Source organism: Nonomuraea sp. NPDC047529 (assembly GCF_040642995.1).
Classification (GTDB): Bacteria; Actinomycetota; Actinomycetes; order Streptosporangiales; family Streptosporangiaceae; genus Nonomuraea.
Map to the genome: position 1 here is coordinate 53,028 of NZ_JBEYTJ010000037.1, position 25,821 is coordinate 78,848.

General features: G+C 71.4%; 23 protein-coding genes and 5 tRNA genes. 17 read left to right on the forward strand and 11 right to left on the reverse strand.

The features are described 5' to 3' along the window. Positions 1–81: 81 nt before the first annotated feature. The gene (locus ABZ815_RS40640; protein WP_357706687.1) at positions 82–1,413 is read left to right on the forward strand and encodes an MFS transporter; all 1,332 of its coding nucleotides are present in this window, start codon (positions 82–84) and stop codon (positions 1,411–1,413) included. 67 nt (positions 1,414–1,480) lie between these two features. Here ABZ815_RS40640 and ABZ815_RS40645 read toward each other — a convergent pair whose 3' ends face one another. Then, entirely contained in the window at positions 1,481–2,779 is a 1,299-nt protein-coding gene (locus tag ABZ815_RS40645) for an MFS transporter (RefSeq protein ID WP_357706688.1), read from the reverse strand. A gap of 256 nt (positions 2,780–3,035) precedes the next feature. Between ABZ815_RS40645 and ABZ815_RS40650 the strand changes: the two genes are divergently transcribed. From ABZ815_RS40650 to ABZ815_RS40665, 4 genes are all read left to right on the forward strand, one after another. After that, the gene (locus ABZ815_RS40650) at positions 3,036–3,743 is read left to right on the forward strand and encodes a hypothetical protein (RefSeq protein ID WP_357706689.1); all 708 of its coding nucleotides are present in this window, start codon (positions 3,036–3,038) and stop codon (positions 3,741–3,743) included. Between the two features lie 41 nt (positions 3,744–3,784). Next, positions 3,785–4,333, forward strand: a complete 549-nt coding sequence (locus ABZ815_RS40655; RefSeq protein ID WP_357706690.1) for a GNAT family protein — start codon at positions 3,785–3,787, stop codon at positions 4,331–4,333. 72 nt (positions 4,334–4,405) lie between these two features. Next, entirely contained in the window at positions 4,406–4,852 is a 447-nt protein-coding gene (locus tag ABZ815_RS40660; RefSeq protein WP_357706692.1) for a hypothetical protein, read from the forward strand. 31 nt (positions 4,853–4,883) lie between these two features. Continuing rightward, positions 4,884–5,288 carry a nitroreductase family deazaflavin-dependent oxidoreductase gene (locus ABZ815_RS40665; protein ID WP_357706693.1) on the forward strand — a complete coding sequence of 135 codons (405 nt, stop codon included), beginning with the start codon at positions 4,884–4,886 and terminating at the stop codon, positions 5,286–5,288. 3 nt (positions 5,289–5,291) lie between these two features. On the opposite strand, the gene ABZ815_RS40670 is transcribed toward ABZ815_RS40665, so the two are convergent. Then, entirely contained in the window at positions 5,292–5,417 is a 126-nt protein-coding gene (locus tag ABZ815_RS40670; RefSeq protein WP_357706695.1) for a hypothetical protein, read from the reverse strand. A 324-nt stretch (positions 5,418–5,741) separates the two neighbouring features. Between ABZ815_RS40670 and ABZ815_RS40675 the strand changes: the two genes are divergently transcribed. Further along, a complete protein-coding gene (locus ABZ815_RS40675) occupies positions 5,742–6,110 on the forward strand; it encodes a PH domain-containing protein (protein WP_357706696.1) in 369 nt (122 codons plus the stop codon). Between the two features lie 66 nt (positions 6,111–6,176). Continuing rightward, positions 6,177–7,328, forward strand: a complete 1,152-nt coding sequence (locus ABZ815_RS40680; RefSeq protein WP_357706698.1) for a hypothetical protein — start codon at positions 6,177–6,179, stop codon at positions 7,326–7,328. Between the two features lie 62 nt (positions 7,329–7,390). Here the strand turns inward: ABZ815_RS40680 and glgA are convergent, their stop codons facing one another. Further along, entirely contained in the window at positions 7,391–8,566 is a 1,176-nt protein-coding gene (gene glgA, locus ABZ815_RS40685) for a glycogen synthase (protein ID WP_357706699.1), read from the reverse strand. Positions 8,567–8,802: 236 nt separating this feature from the next. On the opposite strand from glgA, the gene glgC reads away from it, so the two are divergent. Next, positions 8,803–10,038, forward strand: a complete 1,236-nt coding sequence (gene glgC, locus ABZ815_RS40690) for a glucose-1-phosphate adenylyltransferase (RefSeq protein WP_352329862.1) — start codon at positions 8,803–8,805, stop codon at positions 10,036–10,038. Positions 10,039–10,287: 249 nt separating this feature from the next. Here glgC and ABZ815_RS40695 read toward each other — a convergent pair whose 3' ends face one another. Further along, positions 10,288–10,596 carry a hypothetical protein gene (locus tag ABZ815_RS40695; protein ID WP_357706700.1) on the reverse strand — a complete coding sequence of 103 codons (309 nt, stop codon included), beginning with the start codon at positions 10,594–10,596 and terminating at the stop codon, positions 10,288–10,290. Positions 10,597–10,862: 266 nt separating this feature from the next. On the opposite strand from ABZ815_RS40695, the gene ABZ815_RS40700 reads away from it, so the two are divergent. Further along, positions 10,863–12,194: an amidase gene (locus ABZ815_RS40700; RefSeq protein ID WP_357706701.1), complete on the forward strand. Its 1,332-nt coding sequence runs from the start codon at positions 10,863–10,865 to the stop codon at positions 12,192–12,194. 144 nt (positions 12,195–12,338) lie between these two features. On the opposite strand, the gene ABZ815_RS40705 is transcribed toward ABZ815_RS40700, so the two are convergent. From ABZ815_RS40705 to ABZ815_RS40730, 6 genes are all read right to left on the reverse strand, one after another. Further along, a tRNA-Pro gene (locus ABZ815_RS40705) sits at positions 12,339–12,414 on the reverse strand. A 221-nt stretch (positions 12,415–12,635) separates the two neighbouring features. Continuing rightward, complete coding sequence (locus ABZ815_RS40710) at positions 12,636–13,712, reverse strand: mechanosensitive ion channel domain-containing protein (protein WP_357706702.1); 1,077 nt, start codon at positions 13,710–13,712, stop codon at positions 12,636–12,638. 172 nt (positions 13,713–13,884) lie between these two features. Continuing rightward, complete coding sequence (locus tag ABZ815_RS40715; protein ID WP_357706703.1) at positions 13,885–14,817, reverse strand: tripartite tricarboxylate transporter substrate-binding protein; 933 nt, start codon at positions 14,815–14,817, stop codon at positions 13,885–13,887. A 108-nt stretch (positions 14,818–14,925) separates the two neighbouring features. Then, on the reverse strand, positions 14,926–15,699 hold the full coding sequence (locus tag ABZ815_RS40720; protein WP_357706704.1) for an SAM-dependent methyltransferase: 774 nt from the start codon (positions 15,697–15,699) through the stop codon (positions 14,926–14,928). A 62-nt stretch (positions 15,700–15,761) separates the two neighbouring features. Beyond that, positions 15,762–17,582, reverse strand: coding sequence for a glutamine--fructose-6-phosphate transaminase (isomerizing) (glmS, locus tag ABZ815_RS40725; RefSeq protein ID WP_357706705.1), 1,821 nt, complete (start codon positions 17,580–17,582; stop codon positions 15,762–15,764). A gap of 12 nt (positions 17,583–17,594) precedes the next feature. After that, on the reverse strand, positions 17,595–17,882 hold the full coding sequence (locus ABZ815_RS40730) for a hypothetical protein (RefSeq protein WP_357706707.1): 288 nt from the start codon (positions 17,880–17,882) through the stop codon (positions 17,595–17,597). 220 nt (positions 17,883–18,102) lie between these two features. Between ABZ815_RS40730 and ABZ815_RS40735 the strand changes: the two genes are divergently transcribed. From ABZ815_RS40735 to ABZ815_RS40755, 5 genes are all read left to right on the forward strand, one after another. After that, positions 18,103–20,160 carry a peptidoglycan recognition family protein gene (locus tag ABZ815_RS40735; RefSeq protein ID WP_357706709.1) on the forward strand — a complete coding sequence of 686 codons (2,058 nt, stop codon included), beginning with the start codon at positions 18,103–18,105 and terminating at the stop codon, positions 20,158–20,160. Between the two features lie 90 nt (positions 20,161–20,250). Next, positions 20,251–20,322 (forward strand) — tRNA-Gly (locus tag ABZ815_RS40740). A gap of 15 nt (positions 20,323–20,337) precedes the next feature. Then, positions 20,338–20,408 (forward strand) — tRNA-Cys (locus ABZ815_RS40745). 47 nt (positions 20,409–20,455) lie between these two features. Beyond that, a tRNA-Gly gene (locus ABZ815_RS40750) sits at positions 20,456–20,527 on the forward strand. Positions 20,528–20,546: 19 nt separating this feature from the next. Beyond that, positions 20,547–20,618: transfer RNA gene (locus ABZ815_RS40755), tRNA-Val, on the forward strand. 251 nt (positions 20,619–20,869) lie between these two features. Here ABZ815_RS40755 and ABZ815_RS40760 read toward each other — a convergent pair. Next, positions 20,870–21,067: a hypothetical protein gene (locus ABZ815_RS40760; protein WP_357706763.1), complete on the reverse strand. Its 198-nt coding sequence runs from the start codon at positions 21,065–21,067 to the stop codon at positions 20,870–20,872. 117 nt (positions 21,068–21,184) lie between these two features. Here ABZ815_RS40760 and ABZ815_RS40765 point away from each other — a divergent pair, with 117 nt between their 5' ends. From ABZ815_RS40765 to ABZ815_RS40775, 3 genes are all read left to right on the forward strand, one after another. Next, the gene (locus ABZ815_RS40765) at positions 21,185–22,426 is read left to right on the forward strand and encodes a serine hydrolase domain-containing protein (RefSeq protein WP_357706711.1); all 1,242 of its coding nucleotides are present in this window, start codon (positions 21,185–21,187) and stop codon (positions 22,424–22,426) included. A 186-nt stretch (positions 22,427–22,612) separates the two neighbouring features. Continuing rightward, a complete protein-coding gene (locus ABZ815_RS40770) occupies positions 22,613–23,827 on the forward strand; it encodes a bifunctional glycosyltransferase family 2/GtrA family protein (RefSeq protein ID WP_357706713.1) in 1,215 nt (404 codons plus the stop codon). A 158-nt stretch (positions 23,828–23,985) separates the two neighbouring features. Continuing rightward, entirely contained in the window at positions 23,986–25,809 is a 1,824-nt protein-coding gene (locus ABZ815_RS40775; protein WP_357706715.1) for a glycosyltransferase family 39 protein, read from the forward strand. The last annotated feature ends 12 nt before the right edge of the window (positions 25,810–25,821 follow it).

Here is a 25,821-nt window from a genome sequence, read left to right on the forward strand (position 1 = left end):
GAATCATGGAGCAAACCTCTTGTCGAATTGTTCAACAATCCTTACGTTGAAACTATCCCCTCGACCATCTGGGAGCCTTCGATGTCAAGCTCCGCGCACCAGACCCGCCGGGTGATCCTCGCCGCTCTCATCGGCACGTCCCTGGAGTGGTACGACTTCTTCCTCTACACCACCGCCGCGACGCTGGTCTTCGGCAAGCTGTTCTTCCCGACGCTCGACCCGCTCAACGCGACGCTGGCGGCCCTGACGACCAACGCCGTCGCGTTCGTCGCCCGGCCGCTCGGCGGCGTGGTGTTCGGCCACTTCGGCGACCGGGCGGGCCGCAAGACCGTGCTGGTGGTGACGCTGCTGCTGATGGGCCTCTCGACGTTCCTCATCGGCGTGCTTCCCGGCTACGCGAGCGTGGGGGTGGCCGCGCCGGTCCTGCTGGCCGTGCTCCGCTTCGTCCAGGGCTTCGGGCTCGGCGGCGAGTGGGGCGGCGCGGTGATCATGTCGCTGGAGCACGGCGACAGCAGGCGGCGCGGCTTCAACGCGAGCTGGCCGCAGGTCGGCGTCCCGGCCGGGTACGTGCTGGCCACCGGCCTGCTCGCGATCCTGTCCTTCAGCCTGTCGGACGCGGCCTTCCAGGCGTGGGGATGGCGGGTGCCGTTCCTGCTGTCGGGCGTGCTGGTGTTCGTCGGGCTGTGGGTGCGGACGCGGATCACCGAGTCGCCGCTGTTCTCCCGCGTCGAGAGGCACGGCGGCACGGCCAGGATGCCGCTGGTGGAGGTGGTGCGCACGCATCCGCGGGCCCTGCTGTCGGCCTTCACCGCGCGCATCGGCGTGGACGTGGCGTTCTACACCTTCACCGCGTACATCATCGTCTACCTCACCGGGCAGCTGAAGGTGGAGCGGTCGGTGGCGCTGTACGCGGTGCTGATCGGCTCGGCGCTGCAGCTCGGGCTGATCCCGCTGTTCGGCGCGCTGTCGGACCGGCTGGGCCGGCGGCCGGTCTACTTCGCGGGCGTGCTGGCGGCGGCCGTGTGGGTGTTCGCGTTCTTCCCGCTGCTGGACACGAAGTCGTTCCCGCTGATCGTGCTGGCGGCGGTGGTCGCGCTGGTCGCCCACGCCGCCATGTACGGCCCGCAGGCCGCCTTCATCGCCGAGCTGTTCAGCACCCGGCTGCGCTACAGCGGCGCCTCCATGGGCTACCAGGTGGCCGGGATCGTCGGCGGCGCGCTGGCCCCGCTCATCGCGCTCAAGCTCTTCGATCTGTACGGCACCACCCTCGCCGTGTCCCTGTACGTGGTTGTCGCGCTGGCCGTCACCGCCGTAGGTTTGGCCATCGCCCCGGAAACCCGCGACCTGGACCTCGCCGCCGGCGAGAGCGGCACCGCCAGGAGGCTGCCCGGCCAGGTGGGCCCCTTCGCCTGAGCCGGAGGGAGGCGGGAACGCCGCGAAGGCGTGGGCGGCGGCTGCCACCGCCGCCCACGCGGGCCGTTCAGACGGCGGTCTCGGGCTCGGTCACCCGGCGGCGCCTGCGCCAGTCGCCCTTGAACGCCGCCATCGAGGCCAGGAACACGACCTGCCCGGCCAGCGCCACGGTGAGCCAGGTGCCCCAGCCGCCCGCGGCCACCACCATGGGCGAGACGACCAGCAGCACCACGATCATGACGCGGACGACCATGCCCCAGATGCCCAGCGCCGAGCCCTGCAGGCGCGACTCGACGTCCTCGGCGTTCTCGGAGAAGTTGGCCATCCACGGGACGTACGCGACGCCCATGAACAGGAAGAGCAGCGCGAAGACGGCGGTGACGTGTCCCGGGGAGACGCCGGGGCCGACCAGGCCGATGAAGTAGGCCAGGGTGAGCACGGTCAGCGCGGTGCCGGCGGCCGTGAACGGCTTGCGCAGCCGCAGCCGGTCGGAGACCCGTCCGACGACCACGACGGCGACCGCGTTGAGCACGATGCCGAGCGCCACGACCCGGTTGGCCCCCGCCGGCTCCAGGCCGAACGCCTCCACCAGGATGGTCTGACCGAAGATCGCGAACGTCCAGTAGAGCACCTGCCAGCCGGTGTTGCCCAGGACGTGGGCCCACAGGTGGGGATGCCTGAACAGCTCGCGCACCCGTCCCGCGTCGACCTTCTCCTCGACGGCGACGGCCTCCTCGGCGTCGAGCACCTGGGCCCGCAGCGCCGCCGACGGCTCGGCGATCTTCCAGACGATGACCGCGCACATGGCCAGCGACACGACGCCCATGATGATCGCCTGCGACTGCCAGGCGTTGTCGAACAGCGGCAGCGTGAACCCGGCGATGAACGAGGCCAGGAAGGAGGCCCCCACCGGCCCCCACGTCCAGAACGCGAACGCCTGGGCCCGCCCGAGACGCGGGGAGAAGTCGCGGACGAGGGAGGCGGTGATGGTGATGCCCGCGCCCTCGATGAACAACATCAGGCAGCGCACCCAGAACAGGCCCGCCACGGTGTCCACGGTGGCCAGCAGGAAGTTGCAGGCGGCCGTGACGGTGAGGGTGGGCACCAGGAGCGTGACGCGTCCCCACCGGTCGGACAGGATGCCTCCGACGCCGGCCGACAGGCCGCCGATCAGGACCGATCCCGCGGCGAGCAGGCCATAGACCGTGAGCGACATGCCCAGGTCCTTCATCAGCAGCGGCAGGATCGTGGCGAGCGTGGTCTCGAAGTTGGCCACCAGGCTCGCCAGCACGGCTATCGCCAGCAGGAAGATCCGCCGGCGACCGACCGGGTACACGCTCAGCTCGCGGACATAGAACGGCTTCATTCCCATCCTCCGGGGACGGTGTGTGACGGTCGCTCTAGAACGCGTTTCTAGTTGCCTCAGAGTTTCCCTTTTCAAGGTGTTCGTCAACGGCGACGGCGGTCACGATGTGATCTCGATCACACCCCTTCCCCGTTGTGCCGGATTCGCTGCCGATTCGCAGAACAACCTCCCCCGAATAGGCATAAAATGCGCGCCTGTGAGCCTGCCTGTACGTGAACGTTCCCCCCGGCCCGGCGGCGGCCGGCACCGTCGCCCCGTGCCCACGTCCCTGCCGCCGGACGCGCCCATGCTCGTGCTGGCCACCCCCGGCGGCACCGGCGGCGTGGCCGAAGAGATCGCGGCCGTGGTGCGGGTCGACAACCCGCAGATCGAGGTGCGGCTGACCGCCGTCGCCGACCTGGCAGACTCGCTGCCCTCGGGCCGCGACGCCGTCGTGGTGCCCCTGCTCACCTGGGACGACCCGGTCGTCATGGCCGAGATCGGCAAGGCCATCGCGGCCAGCGGCTCCGGCGCGGTCGCCACCGAGGCGCTCGGCCCCCACCCGCTGCTCGCCGAGGCCCTGCACATCAGGCTGGCCGAGCGCGGCCTGGCCAGGGCCGACCGCGTCCGCCTGCTCAACGTCTCCAGCCCCGTCGACGCCGTCATCCTCGGCACGGTGGGCGGCGAGCGCGCGGTGCACGCCGTCCAGGCCACGGCCGTGCTGCTGGCCTCCAGGCTCACGCTGCCGGTCGTCGCCGCCTCGCTCGACAGCGCGCCCGGCGTGGACGTCGCCGCCCAGCGCCTGCGCGCCGCCGGGGCCGAACGGCTGGCCATCGCGCCCTGCCTGATCGGCCACGAGGCCCCCGCGGAGATCGTGGAGCGCGCCGCCACCGCCGTCGAGGCCGGTCACGCCGAGCCGCTCGGCGCCCACAGCGCCGTCGCCGAACTTGTCGCGCGGGCTTACGGCAGTCAGCTCGCGACTTGACACCCTTGTAAAGATCACTACAGTCGCGTTACCTTCTGCGCATGCGGCGCGTGATGGTCATCGGCGAGCGAATCGGACTCCGTGACGTCACCGACGCCGACGTCGTCCCGCTGCACTCCGTGTACGGCGATCCGGCGGCCACGCAGTACATGCCGTTCGCGCCGCGCAGCGTGCAGGAGGTCGCCGCCCTGGTCGGCCAGGCCGTCGAGGCGGCCGCCGCCGACCCGCGCCACCTCTACGTGCTGGCCGTGGTCGACGCCGACCGCCGGCACGTGCTCGGCGTGGCCCGCCTGAAGATCGACCCCGACCTCCCCCACAGCGCCGAGATCGGCTTCGGCCTCCATCCCGACCAGTGGGGCCGCGGCATCGGCACCGACCTCGTACGGCTGTTGCTGTCGTTCGGCTTCAAGCAGCTCGGGCTGCACCGCGTCTGGGGCGCCAGGTCTCCCGCCAACCTGCCCGCCCAGCTCGCCATGCTGACCGCCGGCATGGTCGAGGAGGGGCTGATCCGGCACCACGTGCACACCCCGCACGGCTGGCGCGACTCCATCGTGCACGCGGCGCTCCAGGACGAGTGGACCGAGCGGTAGACGGCGAGTGGCGAAGAGCGGAATTGTCGGTGGCACGTCCTACGATGAGCCTCCTCACGGAGGGATAGCCGCATGCCTGACTCGCTGATCGTGCCCCTGTTCGTCACCACCGACCTCCCGCCGCACGCGGACCTGGCCGAGTTCGGTGAGCTGCTGGCCCGCACGGCGCGGGTGCTCGGCCCCGACGGCTACGAGGCGTCCCTGTCCGGCAAGGTGTTCTGGCTCGACCGGCCCGTGCTGCCGGGGCAGCAGCCCGTCGCCGACGACGAGCTGCGCTTCGCCGGGATGCTCGGCCACCTCGCCGTGTCCGTCCCCGCCGGGCCCGGCCGCGACGTCCGGGAGGTCGTGCGTGACGTGCGGCGGGCGGTCGGCGCGGCGGTGACCGAGCGCTACGGCGACGTGGGCGCGGCGCCCGCCGTGTTCGCGATCCGCGACCGTGACGTGCGCGAGCGCACCCCCGACTCGGCCCTGGTGGTCGCCACCCGGCCCGCCGCCGAGCTGGTCGGCGCGGCCCGGTGAGGAGACCCCGCCGCGGGGGTAGTGCAGAGGCATGCTCTTTGGTCAAGAACACGTGCAGCGCTATCAGGCGACCGACGGCGCGGAGGGGCACGACTGGAACAACACCACCGTCCTCCTCCTCACCACCAAGGGCCGCAACTCCGGCAGGTCGTACACCACGCCGCTGATCTACCAGCGGTTCGGGGACGACTTCCTCGTGGTCGCCTCCAAGGGCGGCGATCCCGACCATCCGCAGTGGTACAAGAACCTGCTGGCCCATCCCGACGTCGAGGTGCAGGTCAAGGGCGACCGGTTCAAGGCCCGCGCCCGCACCGCGTCCGAGGAGGAGAAGCCGGAGATGTGGCGGACGATGACCCGCACCTGGCCCCAGTACGACGAATACCAGGAGAAGACCGACCGCCAGATCCCGGTGGTCGTGCTCCAGCGCGCCACGTAGGCGTCAGGCGGTCACCAGGGCCTCGTCGGCCTCGGGAAGCCAGGAGTCCGGCGGGCGGCGCAGCCAGTGGTGGGCCCGTCCCAGCTCGGCCACGGCGGCCAGGAGCGCGGCGAGGCCCGGGTGACGCAACCCCTGGCGTCGCCACGACGCTGAGAAGCATGATCCCCCACCTGCTGACCCGCCTGACCGGCCCCACCGGCTTGACGCGCCGACTCCGCTTGACCCTTTTGGCTGGGTTGACCCGATTGGCCGAGGTGACCCGTCTGCTCCGCCTGACCGGCTTGGCCCGTCTGGGCCGCCTTGGGCCGCCTCCTTCGGTGCAGGTGCGTGTTCTGTTCGGGCTGCCACGGCCGCCGGGTGCGTGCCGCTGCCTGCTCGACCTGCCGCACGACCCGTCCGCCCATCCCCGGGCGGGCATGGAACGCGGGGGCCCGTCCCGTTCGTTGGCCAGGCATGGCTGACATCCCCTACGACCGTAAAGAGCAGCTGAAGCAGATCGAGAGCGGCCTCCTCCCCGGCGAGCAGATCATCGCCGTCTACGACGCGATCGGCGCGGGCACCGGGTTCCTGGGGCTCACGGACCGGCGGGTGATCGTCCAGGACAAGTCGTTCGTGGGCAAGCGCATCGCGATCACCAGCATCCCGTACGGCAAGATCTCGGCGGTGAGCGTCGTGAGCAACAAGTCCCTGGCCGGCGGGTTCTTCTCCTCGGGCGCCATCGCCATCCACGTGGGCACGCACACCTACGAGGTGGACTTCCGGGGCGACAACAAGGCCCACCACGTGCACAACGTCATCCTCCACTACATTTCGCAGACCTGATCGGCGTCACGCGCGGCCTCCTGGGCAGGGTGAGCGTAATCTGCCGATGATCGCGAAGGGGGCGAGGTGGGGCGTTCCGTACGTGCCCGTGCGGCCGGCGTCGGCATGCTGGTGGCGCTCTCGGCCTGCGCCGCGCCTGCTGGGCGAGATGTCGCGTCCGCTCCGCCGGCGAGCCCCACGGTCCCGGCGCGCTGCTCCGAGCCCGGCGGCGACGACCTGCGGGCCGAGCCCGTACGGTCGCCGTGGCGGGCGATCCCGGCGGGCGAGGGGCACGGCACGCTCGACCGGCTCGCCGTCTCCGCCGACGGGACGGTGTGGGCGGTGCGTTCCGTCCAGCGGGAGACGTCCGCCGGGATGGAGACGACGCCCGGCGGGCTCAGCCGATGGGACGGCGCCCGCTGGCGGACGTACGCGCTGCCGTCCGGGATGACGGTCGCCGCCGTCGGAGCGGTCTCCGGCGAGCGGGCGTGGGCCTTCGGGACCGGCGAGGACGAGCGTCCCGGCCTGGTCGCCGGCGTCGCGGACGGCGCCGTGAGCGCCCCCACGGCGCCCGAGGAGGCCGCCTCCGCCATCGGTCTGCACGGCACCGCCGCGAGCGGCCCGTGGGCGGTGTCCGGGCACGACGCGCTGCACTGGGACGGCTCGGCCTGGCGCGCGTACCGGCTGCCCGCCCCGGCGCGGGCCCTCGGCGGCGAGGGCGCGGACATGTGGACGGTGGGCGAGACCGCCCGCGACCCCGCCGCCCGCTGGAACGGCGCCGCGTGGCAGGCGGTGCCGCTGCCCGCGTTGACCGCGCCCCGGGGCGCGGCGTCCGCCCGGACGGGGCTCGGCGACGTCGCGGTGCTCGGCCCGGACGACGTGTGGGTGGTCGGCGGGATGTCCTGGTTCCCGCCCGGCGAGTACGACGCGCAGGGCGAACCCCAGGAACGCCGGCGCCCGCTGGCGCTGCACTGGGACGGCTCGGCCTGGCGGTGCCTCTGGGGCCCGGAGGGCGCGGCCTTCACCGAGGCCGAGCCCGACGGACGGGCGGGCCTGTGGGCGCTCGACTCGACCCGCTCCCGGCTGCACCACTACACGACCGGCCGCTGGACGACGACGAGCGTGCCCGGCACGGTCACCGCCCTGGCCCGCCGCCCCGGCACGGCCGAGGTGTACGCGGCGGGCTGGACCGGCCCCGAGGGCGCCCTGACCAGCCCCGCCCTCTGGCTCACCCGCTGACCCGGCCCCGGGGCCCGCGCTCAGGGGCGCCGCAGCGAGGCGCAGAGGTCGAGGGTGCGCGCTCAGGGGCGTCGCAGTGAGCTGTAGAGGTCGAAGGTGCGCCGGGCGATGCGCTCCCAGGAGAAGTGCTCGACGGCCCTGACCCGGCCCGCGCGGCCCATCGCGGCCGCCCGCGCCGGGTCGGCCAGCAGCTCGTTGACCCGCTTCGCCAGATCGGCGGCGAACGCCTCGGGGTCGTGCGGGGTGCCGTCGGGGCCCTGGTCGATCGGCACCAGCAGGCCCGTCTCGCCGTCGGCGACGACCTCGGGGATGCCGCCGGTCGCCGTGGCCACCACCGGCGTCTCGCAGGCCATCGCCTCCAGGTTGACGATGCCCATGGGCTCGTAGACCGAGGGGCAGACGAAGACCGAGGCGTGTGTGAGGAGCTGGATGACCTCGGGCTTGGGCAGCATCTCCGAGATCCAGAAGACGCCGTCGCGGTCGAGGCCGCGCACCAGCCCGGTCACCTCGGCGGCGATCTCCGGCGTGTCCGGCGCCCCCGCGCACAGGACGAGCTGGGCGGCCGGGTCGAAGGAGCGGGCGGCGTGCAGGAGGTGCACCAGGCCCTTCTGGCGGGTGATGCGGCCGACGAAGATCACGTAGGGCCGGCCGGGGTCGACGCCGTGCTTCTTCAGCACGTCGAGGCCGGGGTCGGGGGCGTACTCGGCGGTGTCGATGCCGTTGTGGATGACGGCGACCTTGCCGGGCGGGATCTCGGGGTAGGCGGCCAGCACGTCGCGCCGCATGCCCTCGGAGACCGCGATCACCGCGTCGGCCGTGGCCAGGGCGGTGCGCTCGGCCCAGGACGAGACCGTGTAGCCGCCGCCGAGCTGCTCGGCCTTCCACGGGCGCAGCGGCTCCAGGCTGTGGGTGGTGACGACGTGCGGCACGCCGTGGAGCATCTTGGCGACATGCCCGGCGAAGTTGGCGTACCAGGTATGGGAGTGGACGACGTCCGCGCCCTCGCAGGCGGCGGCCATCTCCAGGTCGACGCCGAGCACCTGGAGGGCGGCGTTGGCCCGCTCCAGGCCGCCGGGCACCCGGTAGGCCGACACGCCGGGCTCCTCGCGATCGGCCCCGAAGCAGCGCACCCGGACGTCGGCCAGCTCGCGCAGCTCCCTGGCCAGGTACTCCATGTGCACCCCGGCGCCGCCGTAGACGTCCGGCGGGTACTCCCTGCTGAGCAGATCAACACGCATGCCCACGACCTTACGACGAGCCGGGCCCGGCGCCCCCTACCGAGCCGCGAGTTTCGCGGTGACCATCAACTCCGGCGCCGCACTTGTGAACCGGCGCAAGGCATAGGGAACACATCGATACAGCCCAATGTCGGTAAGTCCGGCCCGTGCTCTAGGCGGATAAGTCAGGACACGGGAGCACAGCACAGTGTGGGCTTTCGTCGATAGATCGGCCATTTACGGGTAGCGTCCTGGACATGAGGTCCCGAAGGGTGCTTGCGGTCGTGCTGGCAGGTGGAGAGGGCAAGAGGCTCATGCCGCTCACGGCGGATCGGGCCAAACCGGCGGTGCCGTTCGGGGGGATGTATCGGCTGATCGACTTCGTGCTGTCGAACCTCGCGAACGGCGGCTTCCTGAAGATCGTGGTGTTGACCCAGTACAAGAACCACAGCCTGGACAGGCACGTCTCCCGTACCTGGCGGCTGTCGGCGATGCTGGGCAACTACGTGACCCCCGTCCCCGCCCAGCAGCGGCTCGGGCCGCGCTGGTTCTCCGGCTCCGCGGACGCGCTGTTCCAGAACCTGAACCTGATCTACGACGAGATGCCGGAGCACGTGATCGTGTTCGGCGCCGACCACATCTACCGCATGGATCCGCGGCAGATGGTCGAGCAGCACGAGGACTCGGGCGCGGACGTGACGGTGGCGGCGATCCGCCAGCCGCTGTCGCTGGCCGACCAGTTCGGCGTGATCGAGACCGATCCCGAGGGCCGCCGCATCGTGGCCTTCAGGGAGAAGCCGAAGGACGCCGTGGGCCTGGCCGACTCCCCCGACGAGGTCTACGCCTCGATGGGCAACTACGTCTTCAAGACCCAGGCCATGATCGACGCGCTGCGCGAGGACGCGCTCGACCCGACCAGCAAGCACGACCTGGGCGGCAACATCATCCCGATGCTGGTCAAGTCCGGCGGCGCGGACGTCTACGACTTCAAGAACAACATCGTCCCCGGCTCCAGCGAGCGCGACCGCGGCTACTGGCGCGACGTCGGGACTCTCGACGCCTACTACGAGGCCCACATGGACCTCATCTCCGCCCACCCGATCTTCAACCTGTACAACGACAAGTGGCCGATCTTCACCGGGCACGACCCGCTGCCCCCGGCCAAGTTCGTGCACAACGACGGCGACCGGGTGGGCCGGGCCATCGACTCGCTGGTCTCCCCCGGCGTGATCGTCTCGGGCGGCATGGCGATGCGCTCCATCCTGTCGCCGAAGGTCGTGCTCCACTCGCACTCGCTGGTGGAGGACTCCGTGCTGATGGAGAACGTCAAGGTCGGCCGGGGCGCGATCGTGCGCAAGGCGATCATCGACAAGAACGTGGTGATCCCCGACGGCGCGCGCATCGGCTTCGACCTCGACTACGACCGCACCCGCTTCGCGCTGACCCGCGGCGGGGTCGTGGTCATCGGCAAGAACGAGATCGTCGACCGTTAGGGCCGGGGCGGCCGGTCCGCGGGCGCGCTCGGGGCCGGCCGGGCAGCCCGTCGGCCGGAGAACGCCGCGCGGCGGCGAGCGGGCGCGATCCCCTCGTGGAACGTCCGGCGGGCGGGCGCGCCCGCCCTCGCGGAAGGCGCGGCGCCGCTCATCCGGCGCTGGTGGGGGTGCGGGGCGGCCGTCACCGGCCGCCGGCAACGCGTGATCCCGGGCCACGCGCGCCGCGGCCCGGGATCGGATGACGCGATCTCAGAGGCCGACGCCCATGCCGACGCCCATGCCGTAGGCCCACCCGCCGGGCCAGTAGCCGCGGCCCGGCCAGAAGCCCCAGTTGTCGCCGTCGTGGGGACGCCCGTAGTCCCTGCGGTGCTCGCAGGCCTCGGCGTCACGGTGTCCGGCGAACACGCCCCATGGCGTGATGCGCAGCGCGGTGGAGTCGTCGTCGGTGCTCAGGTCGCACCTCTCCGAGTGGCCGTAGCCGCTGGCACTGGCCGTCCCCGCCATACCGAACAGCGCGGCGACAGCGAAGCCGCCCGCCACGATGAGCTTGGCTTTCATGAATCCCCCTGGATCACGAAGTGACATCGTTGATCACTTTACGTAATCGCATTCGTACCGCCGTGTAACGCCACGCCAGGAAGCGACTCACCGCTTTCCGGTGCTTCCGGCCGATGTCCCGCCTTCTCCTGGCACTCCGGAAGCCCGCCGCGTCCCGGCACGCCGCAGGAGGCCAGGAGGGGGGGTTCGACTAGTCTGCTCCGGACGCCCGTCCCCGCCCTTCCCTTGCCCGGCGGGGGCGCCGTGACCCGCCAGGAAAGGACCCCATGCCGCCCACACCGCCCGGCCCGTTCACCAGCCGCTCCGTCACCGGCCTGGCCCGGGACCTGCGCGCCGGCCGCACCACCGCCGCCGAGCTGGCCCGGCTGGCGCTCGACGCGGCCGCCGCGCTGGGTCCGGCGCTCGGCGCCTTCGTCACCGTGGACCGGGAGGGCGCCCTGGCCGCCGCCCGGCGGGCGGACCAGGAGCTGGCCGCGGGGAGCGACCGCGGCCCGCTGCACGGCGTGCCGGTCGCCGTGAAGGACCTCATCGACGTCGCCGGCCTGCCCTGCACCATGGGGTCGCGGCACTTCGCCGGCCATGTCGCCGACGCCGACGCCGCCTGCGTGACGCTGCTGCGCCAGGCGGGGGCGGTGATCGTCGGCAAGACCACGACCCACGAGTTCGCGTACGGCCCCACCGGCGACCGCTCGGCCAACGGCCCCTCGCGCAACCCGCACGACCCCGGCCGCATGTCGGGCGGGTCGAGCGGCGGCAGCGCGGCGGCCGTGGCGGCGGGCGTCGTGCCGCTCGCGCTCGGCACCGACACGGGCGGGTCGGTCCGCATCCCGGCTGCTCTGTGCGGGATCGCCGGGTTCAAGCCCGCCTACGACGCGATCCCCACCGCCGGGATGTTCCCCCTGTCGAGAAGCTTCGACCACGTCGGTGTGCTGGCCGCCGAGCCGCTGGACTGCCTGATCGCCTACCGGCAGCTGGCGGCCGGCGAGCCGCCCGCCGCCCGGGGCGGCTCCGGAGCGGCGGCGGCCGTCCGGGTCGGGTGGATCGATCCCACGGTCCTGTCGCCGTGCGACCCGCGCGTCGTGCAGGTCGCGCGGGCGGCCGCCGGGGCCGGGACGGGCGAGGCGCGGTTGTCCAGGGAGCTGGCCGAGGAGTTGCAGGAGACGTACGCGACGGTCCAGGGCGCGGAGGCCGCCGCCGTGCACGCCGACCGGATGGCCGCGGCGCCCGGGCTGTTCGACCCCGAGGTGCTCGACCGGCTGGGCGCGGCCATGGACCTGCCCGCCTGGGCGTACGTCAAGGCCCTGGACGAGCGGCCCGCGCTGGCCGCCGCGGCGCAGGCGTTGTTCGACGACCACGACGTGCTGGCGCTGCCCACCGTGCCGCTCGTCGCGCCGCCGCTGGGCGAGCGCGGGACCGAGCTGGACGGCCGGGCCGTCTCCGTCCGGGCCGCGCTGCTGGCCCTGACCAGCCCGTGGAACGTGCTCGGCCTGCCCGCGCTGACCGTGCCGGTGGGCTCGGTGGACGGCCTGCCGGTCGGGCTGCAGCTCGTCGGCCGTCCCGGGCAGGAGGAGCTGCTGTTCCGTGTGGCCGCTCGCTGAGAGGTGAGGCTGAGGGGTGAGAAGGTGGGCCCCGGGTCGGCCCGGCGTAGGCCGCGCCCGGGGCGGGGGCCCGTGTCCGGCCGGGGGGCGCCATTCCCGTCGGCCAGGCCGAAGCCCACGGCCCTTTTCTTTCAGGGCCGTACGTCCGAGTGGCAGGATTCGAACCTGCGATGCTCCTGCACCCAAGGCAGGCGGGCTGACCAAACTGCCCCACACTCGGTCATGAAATCAAAGAAGCCGCCCCCGGCCGAGGCCCGGGACGGCTTTCCTGGTGGATTCTCCGTGGAATCACCGGGAAAGCCATGGCCGCAGCTCAGGCCGGTCGGCAGACGGCCTGGCGCATCGGGGTCCGCGCATGGCCACCGCCTTTCTCGTCGTTCCGGAAATGTCGTTCCCGGCGTGCTCCACGGTAGACCGGCGGCAGCCGGACATGCCAGGCATTTATCGCCGGTCGCGGTCACGGTCGTTCGTCCAGGCCACGCCGGCGCGCGTTTCGGGCGCCTCGACGCGGAACCGGGGAAGGGCGTCCGGGTAATTGTCGCGGACGAAATTGACGAGGAATTCGCGGACGTCGCACTTGAGGTCCCAGGAGGAGGGCGAGTCGGCGGCGCTCATCAGGGCGCGCAGTTCGACCAAGCCGTTGGGCAGCACGTCGGTGACCTGGAGCGTCCAGTCCTTCTGGTCCCACAGCGGGTTGCCCTGGAGGAACTCGTACAGGGCCTCGCGCAGTTTGGGCACCGGCACCGCCCAGTCCACGCGCAGGAACACCACGGCGAGCACCCGGCTGCCGTGCCTGGTCCAGTTCTCGAACGGGTTCTGGGTGAAGTAGGAGACGGGCAGCACCAGCCGCCGCTCGTCCCACAGGCGCAGCACCACGTACGTGAGCGTGAGCTCCTCGATCCTGCCCCACTCCTTCTCCACGACGACCACGTCGTCCAGCCGCAGCGCGTCGCTGAAGGCGAGCTGCAGCCCGGCCAGCATGTTGCCGATGGTCGGCTGGGCCGCGATGCCGACGATGGCGCCGGCGATGCCGGCCGAGGCCAGCAGCCCGGCGCCGAGCGCCCGCACCTGCGGGAAGGAGAACAGCATGGCGCCGAGCGCGATGACGATGATGACGGCGGCGGCGATGCGGCGCACCAGCGCGATCTGCGTCCTGATCCGCCGCGCCCGCCGGTTGCGCTCGCCCTCGACGAGCACCAGCCGGTCGAGAACGACGTCCGTCAGCGCGTACGTCGCCTGGATGATCAGCCAGGTGACCGTGCCGATGGTGAGCAGGCCGATGATCCGGTCGATCGACTGGGCCGTGGGGGTGTCGCCGAAGCTGCCGGGGGCGAAGACCAGGTTGCAGGCCACCGTGGCGGCCACGAAGAACGCCGGCCAGGTGCAGTGTTCGACCAGGTGCCGGGCCAGGGCCCATTTTCGTCCGACCCTGATCAGCACCCGGCGGACCACCTCCACCAGGAGCACCGCTCCGACCACCGAGATGACGAGGATCGGCCAGGCTTCCGGCGACTGCACGTTTTGCGCCCCCTATGTTGTAGAACGTCGCTTCAAGGTCACATTGCCCTCAACCGCCACTTCATACGCGCGGACACGCCGCCGGAAGCCGAAGGAGGCGAACCGGCGACGACGCCCGGAGCGGCCGTTCGGTGACCGCTCAGTGACCACTCAGTGAGCGGTCAGTGGCCGTTCAGTGGCCGTTCCCGCAGCTGCCCCAGCAGGTCGTGGCCCGGGTGCTGGCCAGCAGGCCGAGGTCGCGCAGCACGGCCTGCGTGCGCTCGACCTCGGAGGTGAGCCAGAGCCGGAAGTCGTCCCCGCTGAGCGGGATCGAGATCCACCCCGCCTTGCGGCACGCCCGCCGCCACGAGGGCGAGGAGGTCACCTCGTCGCACATCCGGACGGCCGACTCCCGGCCGTCGTCCGGCATGTCGTCGGGCCCGACGGCCGCGGCCCAGTCCGCGAAGTCCACCCGTACGCCGCACTCCAGCAGGGTCGGGACGTCGAGCCCCGGCACCCGGCGGGCGCACGAGACGGCCAGCGCCCTGACCCCGCCGCCGTCGATGACCGCCCGCCAGTCGCCGAGCAGGCCCGCCGCGGCCGCCGCCTTGCCGCCGAGCAGGGCGGACACGGCCTCGTGGCTGCCCGGGTAACCGGTGTAGTCGATCTGCCTGGTGTCGGCGCCCAGCCCCTTGGCGATCAGGCCGAACAGCAGGTGGTCGGGCTCGCCCTGCGGCCCACCGGCCAGCATCGTCCCGCTCGGGTCGGTGCGCAGGTGGACGCCGAAGTCGTCGAAGTCCTTGAAACGGGAGTTGACGGGCACGACGACGACCTCGACATCGCCGGTGAGCCTGGACAGCGGGGTCGAGGTGTCGAGCAGCGTCTGCCCGTTGTTCAGCTCGGAGGCGGCCAGCGCGGGCAGGCCGGTCACGGTGATCGGCGTGCCGGTGGACGACGTGCCGACGCCGGAGGCGCGGGCGGCGGCGGCGAACGCCTCGCCGACGCGGGCCCAGCGGCGGCCCCCGGCCACGATGGAGAACCGGCCGCCGCCGACGCGTCCCGTCCCGCACCCGGCCGCGCACGCCGCCGCGCCCAGGGTCCATGCCAAGAACCGCCGACGACGCATCCGCCCTCCCCCGACCTTCGCGAGTCCGCCCTTACCTCAGGTTATTGACGCTTCACTCGCTGTTACACATCGGGATACGGTTAACCGATATTTCGGCGTATAGCGGGGTCACTCCGGCTTCGCGGCCACCCCGGCCATCAGGGACGACGGCAGCGACCAGTCGCCCACCAGCTTGGGCCGGTCCGGCCGCCAGTCCACGGCCTGCACCAGGCCCGGCGGGTCGAACGCGAAGCCGCCGAAGAAGGCGCGGATCTCGGCCGGACTGCGGTCGCCACCGCCCGAGCTCGACGAGCCGCGACGGACGCCCCGGGCGTCCTCCTCGTCGGACAGGCGTCCCATCGAGGTGGCGTGGGAGATCACGAGGCGGCTGCCTGGCGCGACCGCCTCGCGCAGCGCCGCCACCGCGCCCTGCGGATCGGCCGCGTCGGGCAGGAAGTGCAGGATCGACACCAGCACGATCGCGACCGGCCGCGACAGGTCCAGGAACCGGCCGGCCCGGGCCAGCACCTCTTCGTGGTCGAGCAGGTCGGCTTCGAGGAAGGCGGCCCTGCCCGACCCGGCGAGCAGGGCCCTGGCGTGCGCGGCGACGACCGGGTCGTGGTCGACGTAGACGACCCTGGCCTCCGGCGCGACCTCGTGCACGCTGCCCTGCGTCGGCAGCCCGCTGCCCAGGTCGATGAACTGGGTGACCCCCGCGGCGCTGACGTAGCGCACGGCACGCTGCAGGAAGGCCCGGTTCGCCCGGGCCAGCGGGACCGCCTCCGGGACCAGCTCGGCGAGCTGCTCGATGGCCAGGCGGTCGACCGCGAAGTTGTCCTTCCCGCCGAGCATGTAGTCGTACATGCGTGCGAGATTGGGCGTGTGTGGGTCGAACTGCCGCACAGTACTGAATTTAGGTGGTCCGCAGCCGGATAAACACTACCCCGCACGGATTGTGGCTGAATTTATTCGACAGTCACGCTCTTGGCGAGATTGCGAGGCTTGTCGACGTCCCTGCCGAGGGCGACCGCCGCGTGGTAGGCCAGCAGCTGGAGCGGGATCGTCAGCAGCATCGGGTCGAGCTCGATCTCGTTCTTCGGGATCACGATCACGTCGTCGGCCAGCTTGGCGCCGGGCTCGCGGTGGCCGACCATGAGCACCTGGCCGCCGCGGGCGCGGATCTCGCCGAGCGTGGTGAGGTTCTTGTCGAGCAGCTCGTCGTCGGGGACGACCGCCACCGTCGGCATGTCGGGACCGATCAGCGCGAGCGGCCCGTGCTTGAGCTCGCTGGCCGGGTACGCCTCGGCGTGCACGTAGGAGATCTCCTTGAGCTTCTGCGCGCCCTCGCGGGCCACCGGGTAGCCCCGGACCCGGCCGACGAACATCATGCTCGGGTGCTTGGCGTACTTCTGCGCCAGCTCGGCGATCTTGTCGCCCTGGGCGAGGATCTCCTCGATCTGGCCGGGGAGCCGGCGCAGGCCCTCCACGATGCGCCGCCCGTCAGCGGGCGAAAGGTCGCGCACCCGGCCCAGGTGCAGCGCCAGCAGCGCGAAGGCGACCGAGGTCGAGGTGAACGCCTTGGTCGAGGCGACCGACACCTCGGGCCCGGCGTGCAGGTAGATTCCGCCGTCGACCTCGCGGGCGATGGCGCTGCCCACGGCGTTGACGATGCCGATCACCCGGCCGCCCTTGCGCTTGAGCTCCTGGACGGCGGCGAGGGTGTCGTAGGTCTCCCCCGACTGACTGATCGCGACGTAGAGGGTGTCGGGGTCGACGACGGGGTTGCGGTAGCGGAACTCGCTGGCCGGCTCGGCGTCGGCGGGGATGCGCGCCAGCTCCTCGATGAGCTGCGCGCCGATCTGCCCGGAGTAGTACGCCGACCCGCAGCCGATGATCTTCACCCGGCGGAACGAGCGCGTCTCGCGGGCGTCCATGTTCAGGCCGCCGAGGTGGGCCACGTGGAAACGCTCGTCCAGGCGGCCGCTCATCGTGCGGGTGATCGTCTCGGGCTGCTCGGAGATCTCCTTGAGCAGGTAGTGCTCGTAGCCGCCGGTGTCGTAGTGGCCGGCGTCCCAGTCGACGGTCAGCGGCTCCTTGGCGGTCTCGCGGGCGTCGCCGGTGAAGGTGTGGAAGCCGTCGGCCTTGAGCACGGCCAGCTCGCCGTCCTCCAGGTGCACGACCTGGCGGGTGTAGCGGACCAGGGCGGCGACGTCGGAGGCGGCGAACATCTCCTTCTCGCCGATGCCGATCACGATCGGGCTGCCGTTGCGCGCCACGACCACCTCGCCGGGCCGCTCGGCGTCGATCACCGCGATGCCGTACGTGCCGACGATGGCCTTGAGCGTCTTCCTGACCGCCTCCTCCAGCGTGTCGTTCTCGTCGGCGGCGCGGGCGATCAGGTGGGCCAGGACCTCGGTGTCGGTGTCGGACAGGAACTCGACGCCGTCGGCCACCAGCTTGGCGCGCAGCTCGCCCGCGTTCTCGATGATGCCGTTGTGCACGACCGCGATGCGCTGGTCGGACGACAGGTGCGGGTGGGCGTTCTCGTCGCTGGGCACGCCGTGGGTGGCCCATCGGGTGTGGCCGATGCCGTGGTTGCCCTTGAACCGCACCGGGACGACCTTGGCCAGGTCGGCGACCCGGCCCTTGACCTTGCGTACCTTGAGGCCCTTGTTCGACACCACGACCCCGGCGGAGTCGTAGCCCCGGTACTCAAGCCGCTGCAGCCCTTCCAGCAGGATGGGCGCCGCGTCCTTGGGGCCGACGTAGGCCACGATTCCGCACATCGAGCTCTCCTCTTATCCGTAGACGATCCTGCGGAGCTGCCGCAGCGACAGCTCAGGTGCCGCTACCCGGCGTGCGGGTAACTCGGCGGCGATCCGGGGGAAGATCTCGTCGTTGGTCAGGCCGCGGGCCTTGAGCTCGCCGTGCCGGCGCCGTACGAACTCCTCGACCGTCTCGGAGAAGTACGACAGAACGTCGGCGACCACGCGGGCCGCCTCTCCAGGGTCGAGCGCGCTCGTCCTGGTGAGGTGGGCGATGAGGTCTTCATAGGGATGCCGCGCCGTGGACACAGACGAGGACATTACGCATCTGGAGCGGGACACGCCAACATCCTGCCCGGAATCGGGCAGGATTTAACTCCAACGCGCTTCCGCTTCTCCCCATCGCTCGCCGATGAGCTGGTAGGCGGATTGGCGGCGGATCCCGTGGTTCTCATCCGTATCATCCGACCCGTCTGACACATCCCTTTCTGGGAATGGTTACGCTGAGTGATTGAGTAGTGCCGTTCCGTGGGGAGATGTCATGCAGCTCCGGCTTGCCGTCCTGGTCGCCAGCGTGATCGCCGCCGTCGGCGGTCCGGCCGCCCCCGCCGTCCCCGTCGTCACGGGCGTCCGGGAGCAGGGGCGGCAGGCCGACTTCGCGGCCGCCGCCGCGGAGTTCGGGGTGCCGGTGAGCGTGCTGCTCGGGGTGTCGTACCTGGAGTCGAGGTGGGACGCCAACCGCGGCCGTCCCAGCACGGCCGGGGGCTACGGCCCGATGCACCTGGTGGACGCGCTGGTGGACGTCGTCCCCGCCGGGCAGCCGCTCGCCGACGCCATGGGCGACGCCAGAGGCGACGACACCCGCCCGCTGCCCCGATCGGCGATGCGGTCGGCGGCCCGGCCGGCGACACGGCCGGCGGGCTCCTCCCGCACTGCGGCGATCCCGGACGCGACCCTCGCCCTGGCCGGCCGCCTGGCCGGGATCGCGCCGCGCGCCCTGCGCACGGACCCGCGCGCCAACATCAGGGGCGGGGCCGCCCTGCTCGCCTCCTACCAGCGGCGTCCCACCTCCGACCCGGCCGGCTGGTACGAGGCGGTCGCCCGCTACTCGGGCAGCAGCGACCGGCTCGCCGCGCGGTCCTTCGCCGACGAGGTGTACGCGGTGATGGGCGAGGGCATCGCGCGGCGCACCGACGACGGCTTCGACGTGCGCCTGGACGCCGTGCCCGGCCTGCGCCCGCCCACGACGCCGCCGAAGAGCGGGGCCGGCGACGACTACGACGAGGACGACGACGACCCGTTCTTCTTCTCCGACATGGAACCCGAGGGCGACGACGACTCCGAGGCGGCCGACGAGTCCGACTGGGACGTGCCCGCGCAGGACGAGATGCCGCTGACCGCCGCCGACACGTCCGTGGAGTGCCCGAGCAGCCTCAGGTGCGAGTGGATGCCGGCCGCGTACAAGAGGTACGGCAAGAGGAAGGACCACGACTACGGCAACCACGACCGGGTCGAGGGCCGCAGGCAGGTCGACTACATCGTCATCCACGACACCGAGGGCGGCTACCAGGGCATCCCGTCGATGATCCGCAACCCGAAGTACGTGAGCTGGCACTACACGATCCGCTCCCGCGACGGACATGTCGCCCAGCACGTGCCGACGAAGGACATCGCCTGGCACGCCGGCAACTGGGACGTCAACGCCCGCTCGATCGGCATCGAGCACGAGGGCTACCTGGCCAAGGGCGCCTGGTACACCGAGGCCATGTACCGGTCGTCGGCCCGGCTGGTGCGCTACCTCGCCGTCCGGTACGGCATCCCGCTCGACCGCGCCCACATCCTCGGCCACGACAACGTGCCGGGCGCCACGGCCGACGCGGTCGCGGGCATGCACGAGGACCCCGGCCCCTACTGGGACTGGGCCCACTACTTCGAGCTGATGAACCACCCGATCAAAGGCGACGGGACGGGCTCGTCGGTGATCATCCGTCCCTCCTACGACGCCAACCGCCCGTACTTCACCGGCTGCGCCAGCACCAAGCCCGGCCGGCGGTGCCCGGAGCACGGATCGGCCAGCGTGTGGCTGCACACCGGGCCGAGCTCGACCGCCCCGCTGGTCACCGACCTCGGCAAGCACCCGGGGCCCAAGCCGAGCACGTACAGCGTCTACGACCACAGCGCCCGCGCCTCGACCGGGCAGCGGTACGCGGTGGCCGGGCGGGAGGGGGACTGGACGGCGATCTGGTACCTCGGGCAGCGGGCCTGGTTCCTCAACCCCGAGTCGGATCCGACTGCGGTGCCGGCGAAGGGCGCCCTGGTCACGCCGCTGGCCGCGGGCACCAAGGTGTACGGGCGCGCCTACCCGGAGCGGTCGGCGTACCGGGGCGGCGGGGCGCAGCCGTTGACGCCGTTGAAGTACCGGATCGGGCCGGGGCAGTCGTACTCGCTGGGCGGCACGGTCACCGGCTCCTTCTACTCGGCGAGCGCCTTCAACCCGGCCCGGCACGTACGGGTCACGGGGTCGGTCCGGTACCACCAGATCCAGCTCGGGCATCGTGTCGCGTTCGTCCAGGCCAAGGATGTGCGCGTCATCCGGTGAATTTCGCCCCACAGGGCTCGGGCTGCGCACGGGCACTCCGCGAAGACGATATGGTTTTCCCGTGGCCCCGCGAGTTCGCGGGGGATTCACGCGGAAGTGGCTCAGTGGTAGAGCATCACCTTGCCAAGGTGAGGGTCGCGGGTTCGAATCCCGTCTTCCGCTCGGAGTCAAACTCCTGGTGGAGTGGCCGAGAGGCGAGGCAGCGGCCTGCAAAGCCGTCTACACGGGTTCAAATCCCGTCTCCACCTCGGTGGTACAACGGACTCTTCTGGGTCCGGTAAAGTTAAGTGCGCATGCGGAAGTGGCTCAGTGGTAGAGCATCACCTTGCCAAGGTGAGGGTCGCGGGTTCGAATCCCGTCTTCCGCTCTGAGTGACAACTCAACAAGGACGATTAGCTCAGCGGGAGAGCGCTTCCCTGACACGGAAGAGGTCACTGGTTCAATCCCAGTATCGTCCACCTCTGCTCGTCGGCGGTCAGACCGGGTTTCGGCCCGGTCCGGACACCAGTCAAGCCCCAGCGACCGGCACATGCCGGACGACTGGGGCTTCTTCGTTTCGAGGGCCGGGCCCCGCCTCCCCTGGCAAGGCCCGCCGTTCCTCCGGCCTGCCCGGCGGTCAGGCCGGAGGACAGCGGACGGCACCGACCATCAGCCGCCAGACGCACCCCGCTGGTCACCCCGCCCCGCGAGCGGCCCGGCTCGGCCGCCTTCAGCCGGAACCGGTGCCGGCGTCGTTTGTTCCCATGTCGCCGACCAGGTCGCGTTCGGCCTGTCCCCGGGCTGCGGCGTCGGCGTTCATCGCGGGCGGCAGGACCATCGCGCTGCCGGCCTGCGCCCGTTCCTTGATGCCGGGGATCTCGGTGTATCGCGGGCGTATCGCGGGCGTATCGAAAAGCGCATACGCCACCGCAACAGTCCTCCGTCTTCAGTTGAGGCACCGGCCGCGTGGTGGGTGATCGGTTGCCGACGGCGGTCGCCGTCAGACCTGCAACGGTCGGTTCGTCGTCAGGAAAGGACCGTGATCATGGACTCGGATTCTGTGGGTGGCATCGGCCGTCGGCGGCTGCTCGGGTGGAGCGGGGTGGCGGCTGCCGGCGTGGTGGCGGCCGGTGCGCCGCTGGTGGGCGGGCGGCCCGGCCCGCGACAGCACCGTCCGGCCGCGACCGGCCCCGGCATCCCGCCGGACACCCGTCCCGGCGGAGCCTACGACCGGTACGTGGCGAAGCTGGCCGCAGAGGGCAGGTTCTCCGGCGTGGTGCTCTTGTCGCACCGGGGCAGGACGGTGCTGTCCCGCAGCTACGGCATGGCGGACAAGGAGAAGGGGATCCGCAATCACGAGGGCATCGCGTTCAGCCTCAGTTCGGCGGGCAAGCCGTTCGGCGCGGTGGCCATCTTGCAGCTGGTGCAGCAGGGCAAGGTGAAGCTGTCGGACACGGTGGGCACCCACCTCAAGGGCTATGCCAGGGACATCGCCGAACGGGTGACCGTCCACCACCTGCTCTCCGGCACCTCCGGGCTGAACACCCCGGAGGAGGATCTGCGGCGCATCTTCCGGAGCCGGGAGGAGGTGCACGAGTTCTACGAGCAGTGGGCCCGGAAGGCGAAGCTGGTGACCGCCCCCGGCACTCCCACCGAACACGCCGGTGCCGAGGTCGTCATCCCGGCGCTGATCGTGGAGGCGGTGACCGGCAGGACGTACTGGGACTACGTCGAGGAGAACATCTTCAAGCGCTGCGGCATGACCGGCTCGGCGTTCCGCACGAGGCCGCAGTGGCTCACCGATGCGCATATCGCGCACCCTTACATGAGGTTGGCTGACGGCAGCGTGGTGGACGCCGTCCGCCACCTGGACAAGAGCAGCTCCAACCAGTCCACGCCGGGCAAGAACCCGGGCCGCAGCTTCATCGACGTCCCAGGGGACGGTGGCTTCGCCACCGCACCGGACCTGGTCCGGTTCGCGCACGCCCTGAGCGAAGGCACGGTGCTGGAACGGCCCTACGCCGAGGTGCTCACCGCGCCCAGGTCCCCCCACGGACCGCAGTCGTTCGGGGCTTACCAGATGCCGGTCCGCATCGTCAGCGGTCAGTGGGTGCACGGGCGCGCCGGTGCCAACCCTGGTGTCGGCGCCAGCTGGAACATCTACCCGTACACCGGCTGGGTCGGTGTCATCCTCAGCAACACCGACGGCGGGACGCTGCAGGAGCTGAACGAGCGGGAGGTACAGGCTGTCACCGGAGGCACGCCGGGCGGCGGCGGGGGTGGCTGAGGTGGTCCGGCGGTCGCCACGAAGAGAACGGATCTCCTGACGTCTCCCGTGGCCACCGCAGCCCGATGTCAGCCGGTCGCAATCCTTCCGCGTGCGTCCCGGCTTGGCGCAGCGGACGTCGCCGCCGGGTCATCGGCTCCGCGGCCACACCTTTGAGAGGCCCTTCGAGCGAGCGAGGAGTTGGTCATGGATCGCATGGTGGAGATCGCCATTCCGGTCTACAACGAGCAGCATGTGCTGGCGTGCAGCGTGCGCAGACTGCACGCCTATCTGGAAGAGACGTTCCCCTACCGGTTTCGGATCACGATCGCCGACAACGCCAGCGTCGACGGAACGTGGCAGGTTGCGCGGGAGTTGGAGACCGAACTGCAAGGGGTCCGGGCAGTGCGGCTGGAGCAGAAGGGCCGGGGACGGGCGCTGCGGCATGTGTGGAGCCACAGCGACGCCGACGTGGTCGCCTACATGGACGTGGATCTGTCCACCGATCTGGACGCGTTCTTTCCGCTGGTGGCGCCGCTGATCTCCGGGCACAGCGATCTGGCCATCGGGACTCGGCTGACTCGCGGGTCGGCGGTGGTGCGCGGCCCGAAAAGGGAGCTGATCTCCCGGGGTTACAACGTGTTGTTGCGCACGACGCTGTCGGCCCGCTTCACCGACGCCCAGTGTGGTTTCAAGGCCGCGCGGACCGTGATCGCGAGGGCGTTGCTGCCGTCGGTGCAGGACGACAAGTGGTTCTTCGACACCGAGTTGTTGCTGCTGGCCGAGTGCAACGGGCTGCGCATCCACGAGGTGCCGGTGGACTGGGTCGACGACCCCGACAGCCGCGTGGACGTGCTGCGAACCGCGCTGGATGATGTGAAGGGCATGGCCCGGGTGGCGCGGCGCATGCTGACGGGCGCGTTCGACGCCCCGGTGGAGAGCCGGCCGAGGCCGCGGCTGCCGGCGGGGATGGCCCGGCAACTGCCGACTTTCGCGATCATCGGGGTGTTCAGCACGATCGCTCAGCTGCTGCTGTTCGTGCTGCTGCGCATGGTGATGGGGCCACTGTGGGCGAACGCGGTCTCGCTGTTGATCACCACTGTCGGCAACACCGCCGCCAACCGCCGTTTCACCTTTGGGGTGACGGGCCGTGAACGGGCGTTCAGGCAGCAGTTGGAAGGCGGTCTGGCGTTCCTGCTCGGACTGGTCCTGAGCACCGGCTGCTTGGCCCTGCTCCACGCACTGGCGCCCGAGCCGCCACGGGCCGTCGAGGTCGCCGCGTTGGTGACCGCCAACGGGGTCGCGACGCTGGTGCGGTTCCTTCTGATGCGCACCTGGATCTTCCATCCACGGCGCCTTGGGCACCGGTCGACCCCGGCCGATCCGACCATCGACACGGCCCGGAAGGACGAGGTCGCATGACCATCCGCGTACGTCGTTCACAGACGCCCTCCGATCCGCCGGGCCTGCCTGACAGGCCCGGCGGGAGTCGCCGCTCGGATGCCGGATCGGGGTGGCTGCGCCGACTGGCCTTGGGCGGGCCTGAAGATCCGCGCTGGTCGCGTCCCGGGCTCTGGTGCGTGCTGTCGGCGGCTCTCGTGCTGTACGCGTGGAACCTGTGGTCGGCCGGCTACGCCAACTCCTACTACTCGGCGGCGGTCAAGAGCGGCACCGAGAGCTGGAAGGCGTTCTTCTTCGGGGCCCTGGACTCCGAGTCGTTCATCACCGTGGACAAGCCTCCGATGGCACTGTGGGCGATGGGGCTGCTCGCCCGCGTCCTGGGGTTCGGGACGTGGAGCCTGATGTTGCCGCAGGTGCTGGCCGGGGTGGCCGCCGTCGCGGTGCTGCACGCCACGGTACGGCGCGCGGCCGGGTTTCCGGCGGCGCTGATCGCTGCCGGGGTGCTGGCGCTGACCCCGATCACGGTGGCCATCAACCGCGACAACAATCCTGACACGCTGCTGGTGCTGTGGCTGGTGCTGGCTGCGTGGTCGTGTCAGCGCGCGATCGAGTCGGGACGCCTGCGCTGGCTGCTGGCCTCGGCCGCGTTCGTGGGGTGCGGGTTCGACACCAAGATGCTGCAGGCGTTCGTGGTGGTCCCGGCGCTGGCGCTGGCCTACCTGGTGGCGGCCAGGCCGGGCGCGCTGCGCCGGGTGTGGCATCTGCTGGCGGCGGGTGCGGCGCTGGTGGTGTCGAGTTTCTGGTGGATGGTGGTGGTCGACCTGACCCCATCCGGGAATCGCCCGTTCATCGGAGGCAGCACCGACGGCACCGTGCGTGACCTCGTCATCGGCTTCAACGGCCTGGGCCGGATCTTCGGCCTGGAGACGCACGGCGGCGGCCGTGGCGGCGGGGGGTTCGGTGGCGCCGCGGGCGTGGGACGGATGTTCAACGACATGGTCGGCGGTCAGATCTCCTGGCTGCTGCCGTTCGCGGTGCTCGCGCTGATTGCGGGGATGGTGCTGCTGTGGAAGCGGCCGCGCACCGACCTGGCACGGGCTGGGCTGGTGCTGTGGGGCGGCTGGCTGGCGACGTACTACGTGGCGTTCAGCTTCGCCAAGGGCGTGTTCCACCCGTACTACACCACATCACTGGCCCCCGCGATCGCCGTACTGGTCGGAGTGGGCGGGGTACTGCTGTATGGCGCTCACCAGGGGTCGGTCCGGTGGGCGTGGGTGCTGCCCGTGGGCGTCGCGGTCACAGGTGCGTGGTCGTTCGCGCTGCTGAACCGGACGCCCGACTGGAATCCATGGCTGCGCTGGGTGATCGTGGCGGCGACCGTGCTGGCGGTGCTCGCGCTGGTGGCCGCGCGGCCGCGGTGGGCGCCGGGCCCCGGCATCGTCGTCGCGTCGATGGCGTTCACGCTGGTCGCAGCCCTGGCAGGGCCGGGCGCGTACGCGGCGGTGACCGCGTTCGGCGGCGGCAACACCAGCGGCAACGCGCTGGCGGGGCCGTACGCGGCGCAGGCCCAGAACGGTCAGGCCCAGAACGGTCAGGCGCCGCCCGAGGGGCGGGGCGGCATGCTGGTGGTCGGCGGACCGGCCGGTGAGTTGAGCGACGACATGGTCGACTACCTGCTCAGGAACCGGGCCGGTGCGCGCTGGCTGGTCGCCGTGGTCAGTGCCCAGCAGGCGTCGTCGATCATCCTGTCGACCGGCGAGCCGGTGATCGCGATGGGCGGCTTCACCGGGCAGGACCCGGCGATGACGGTGGCCGGGCTGCAGGAGTACGTCCGCAGGGGCGAGCTGCGTCACATCGTGATCAACGGGTCGGGTGAGAGCGGCCCGATGAGCGGCGACCCCGCCGTCGCCCAATGGGTGCGGAAGAACGGTACGAGGGTTCCCGCGAGCACGTACGGCGGCACGGCCGACACGGGCGGCGGTGAACTGTACCGGCTCGGCTGAGGGAGCACGATG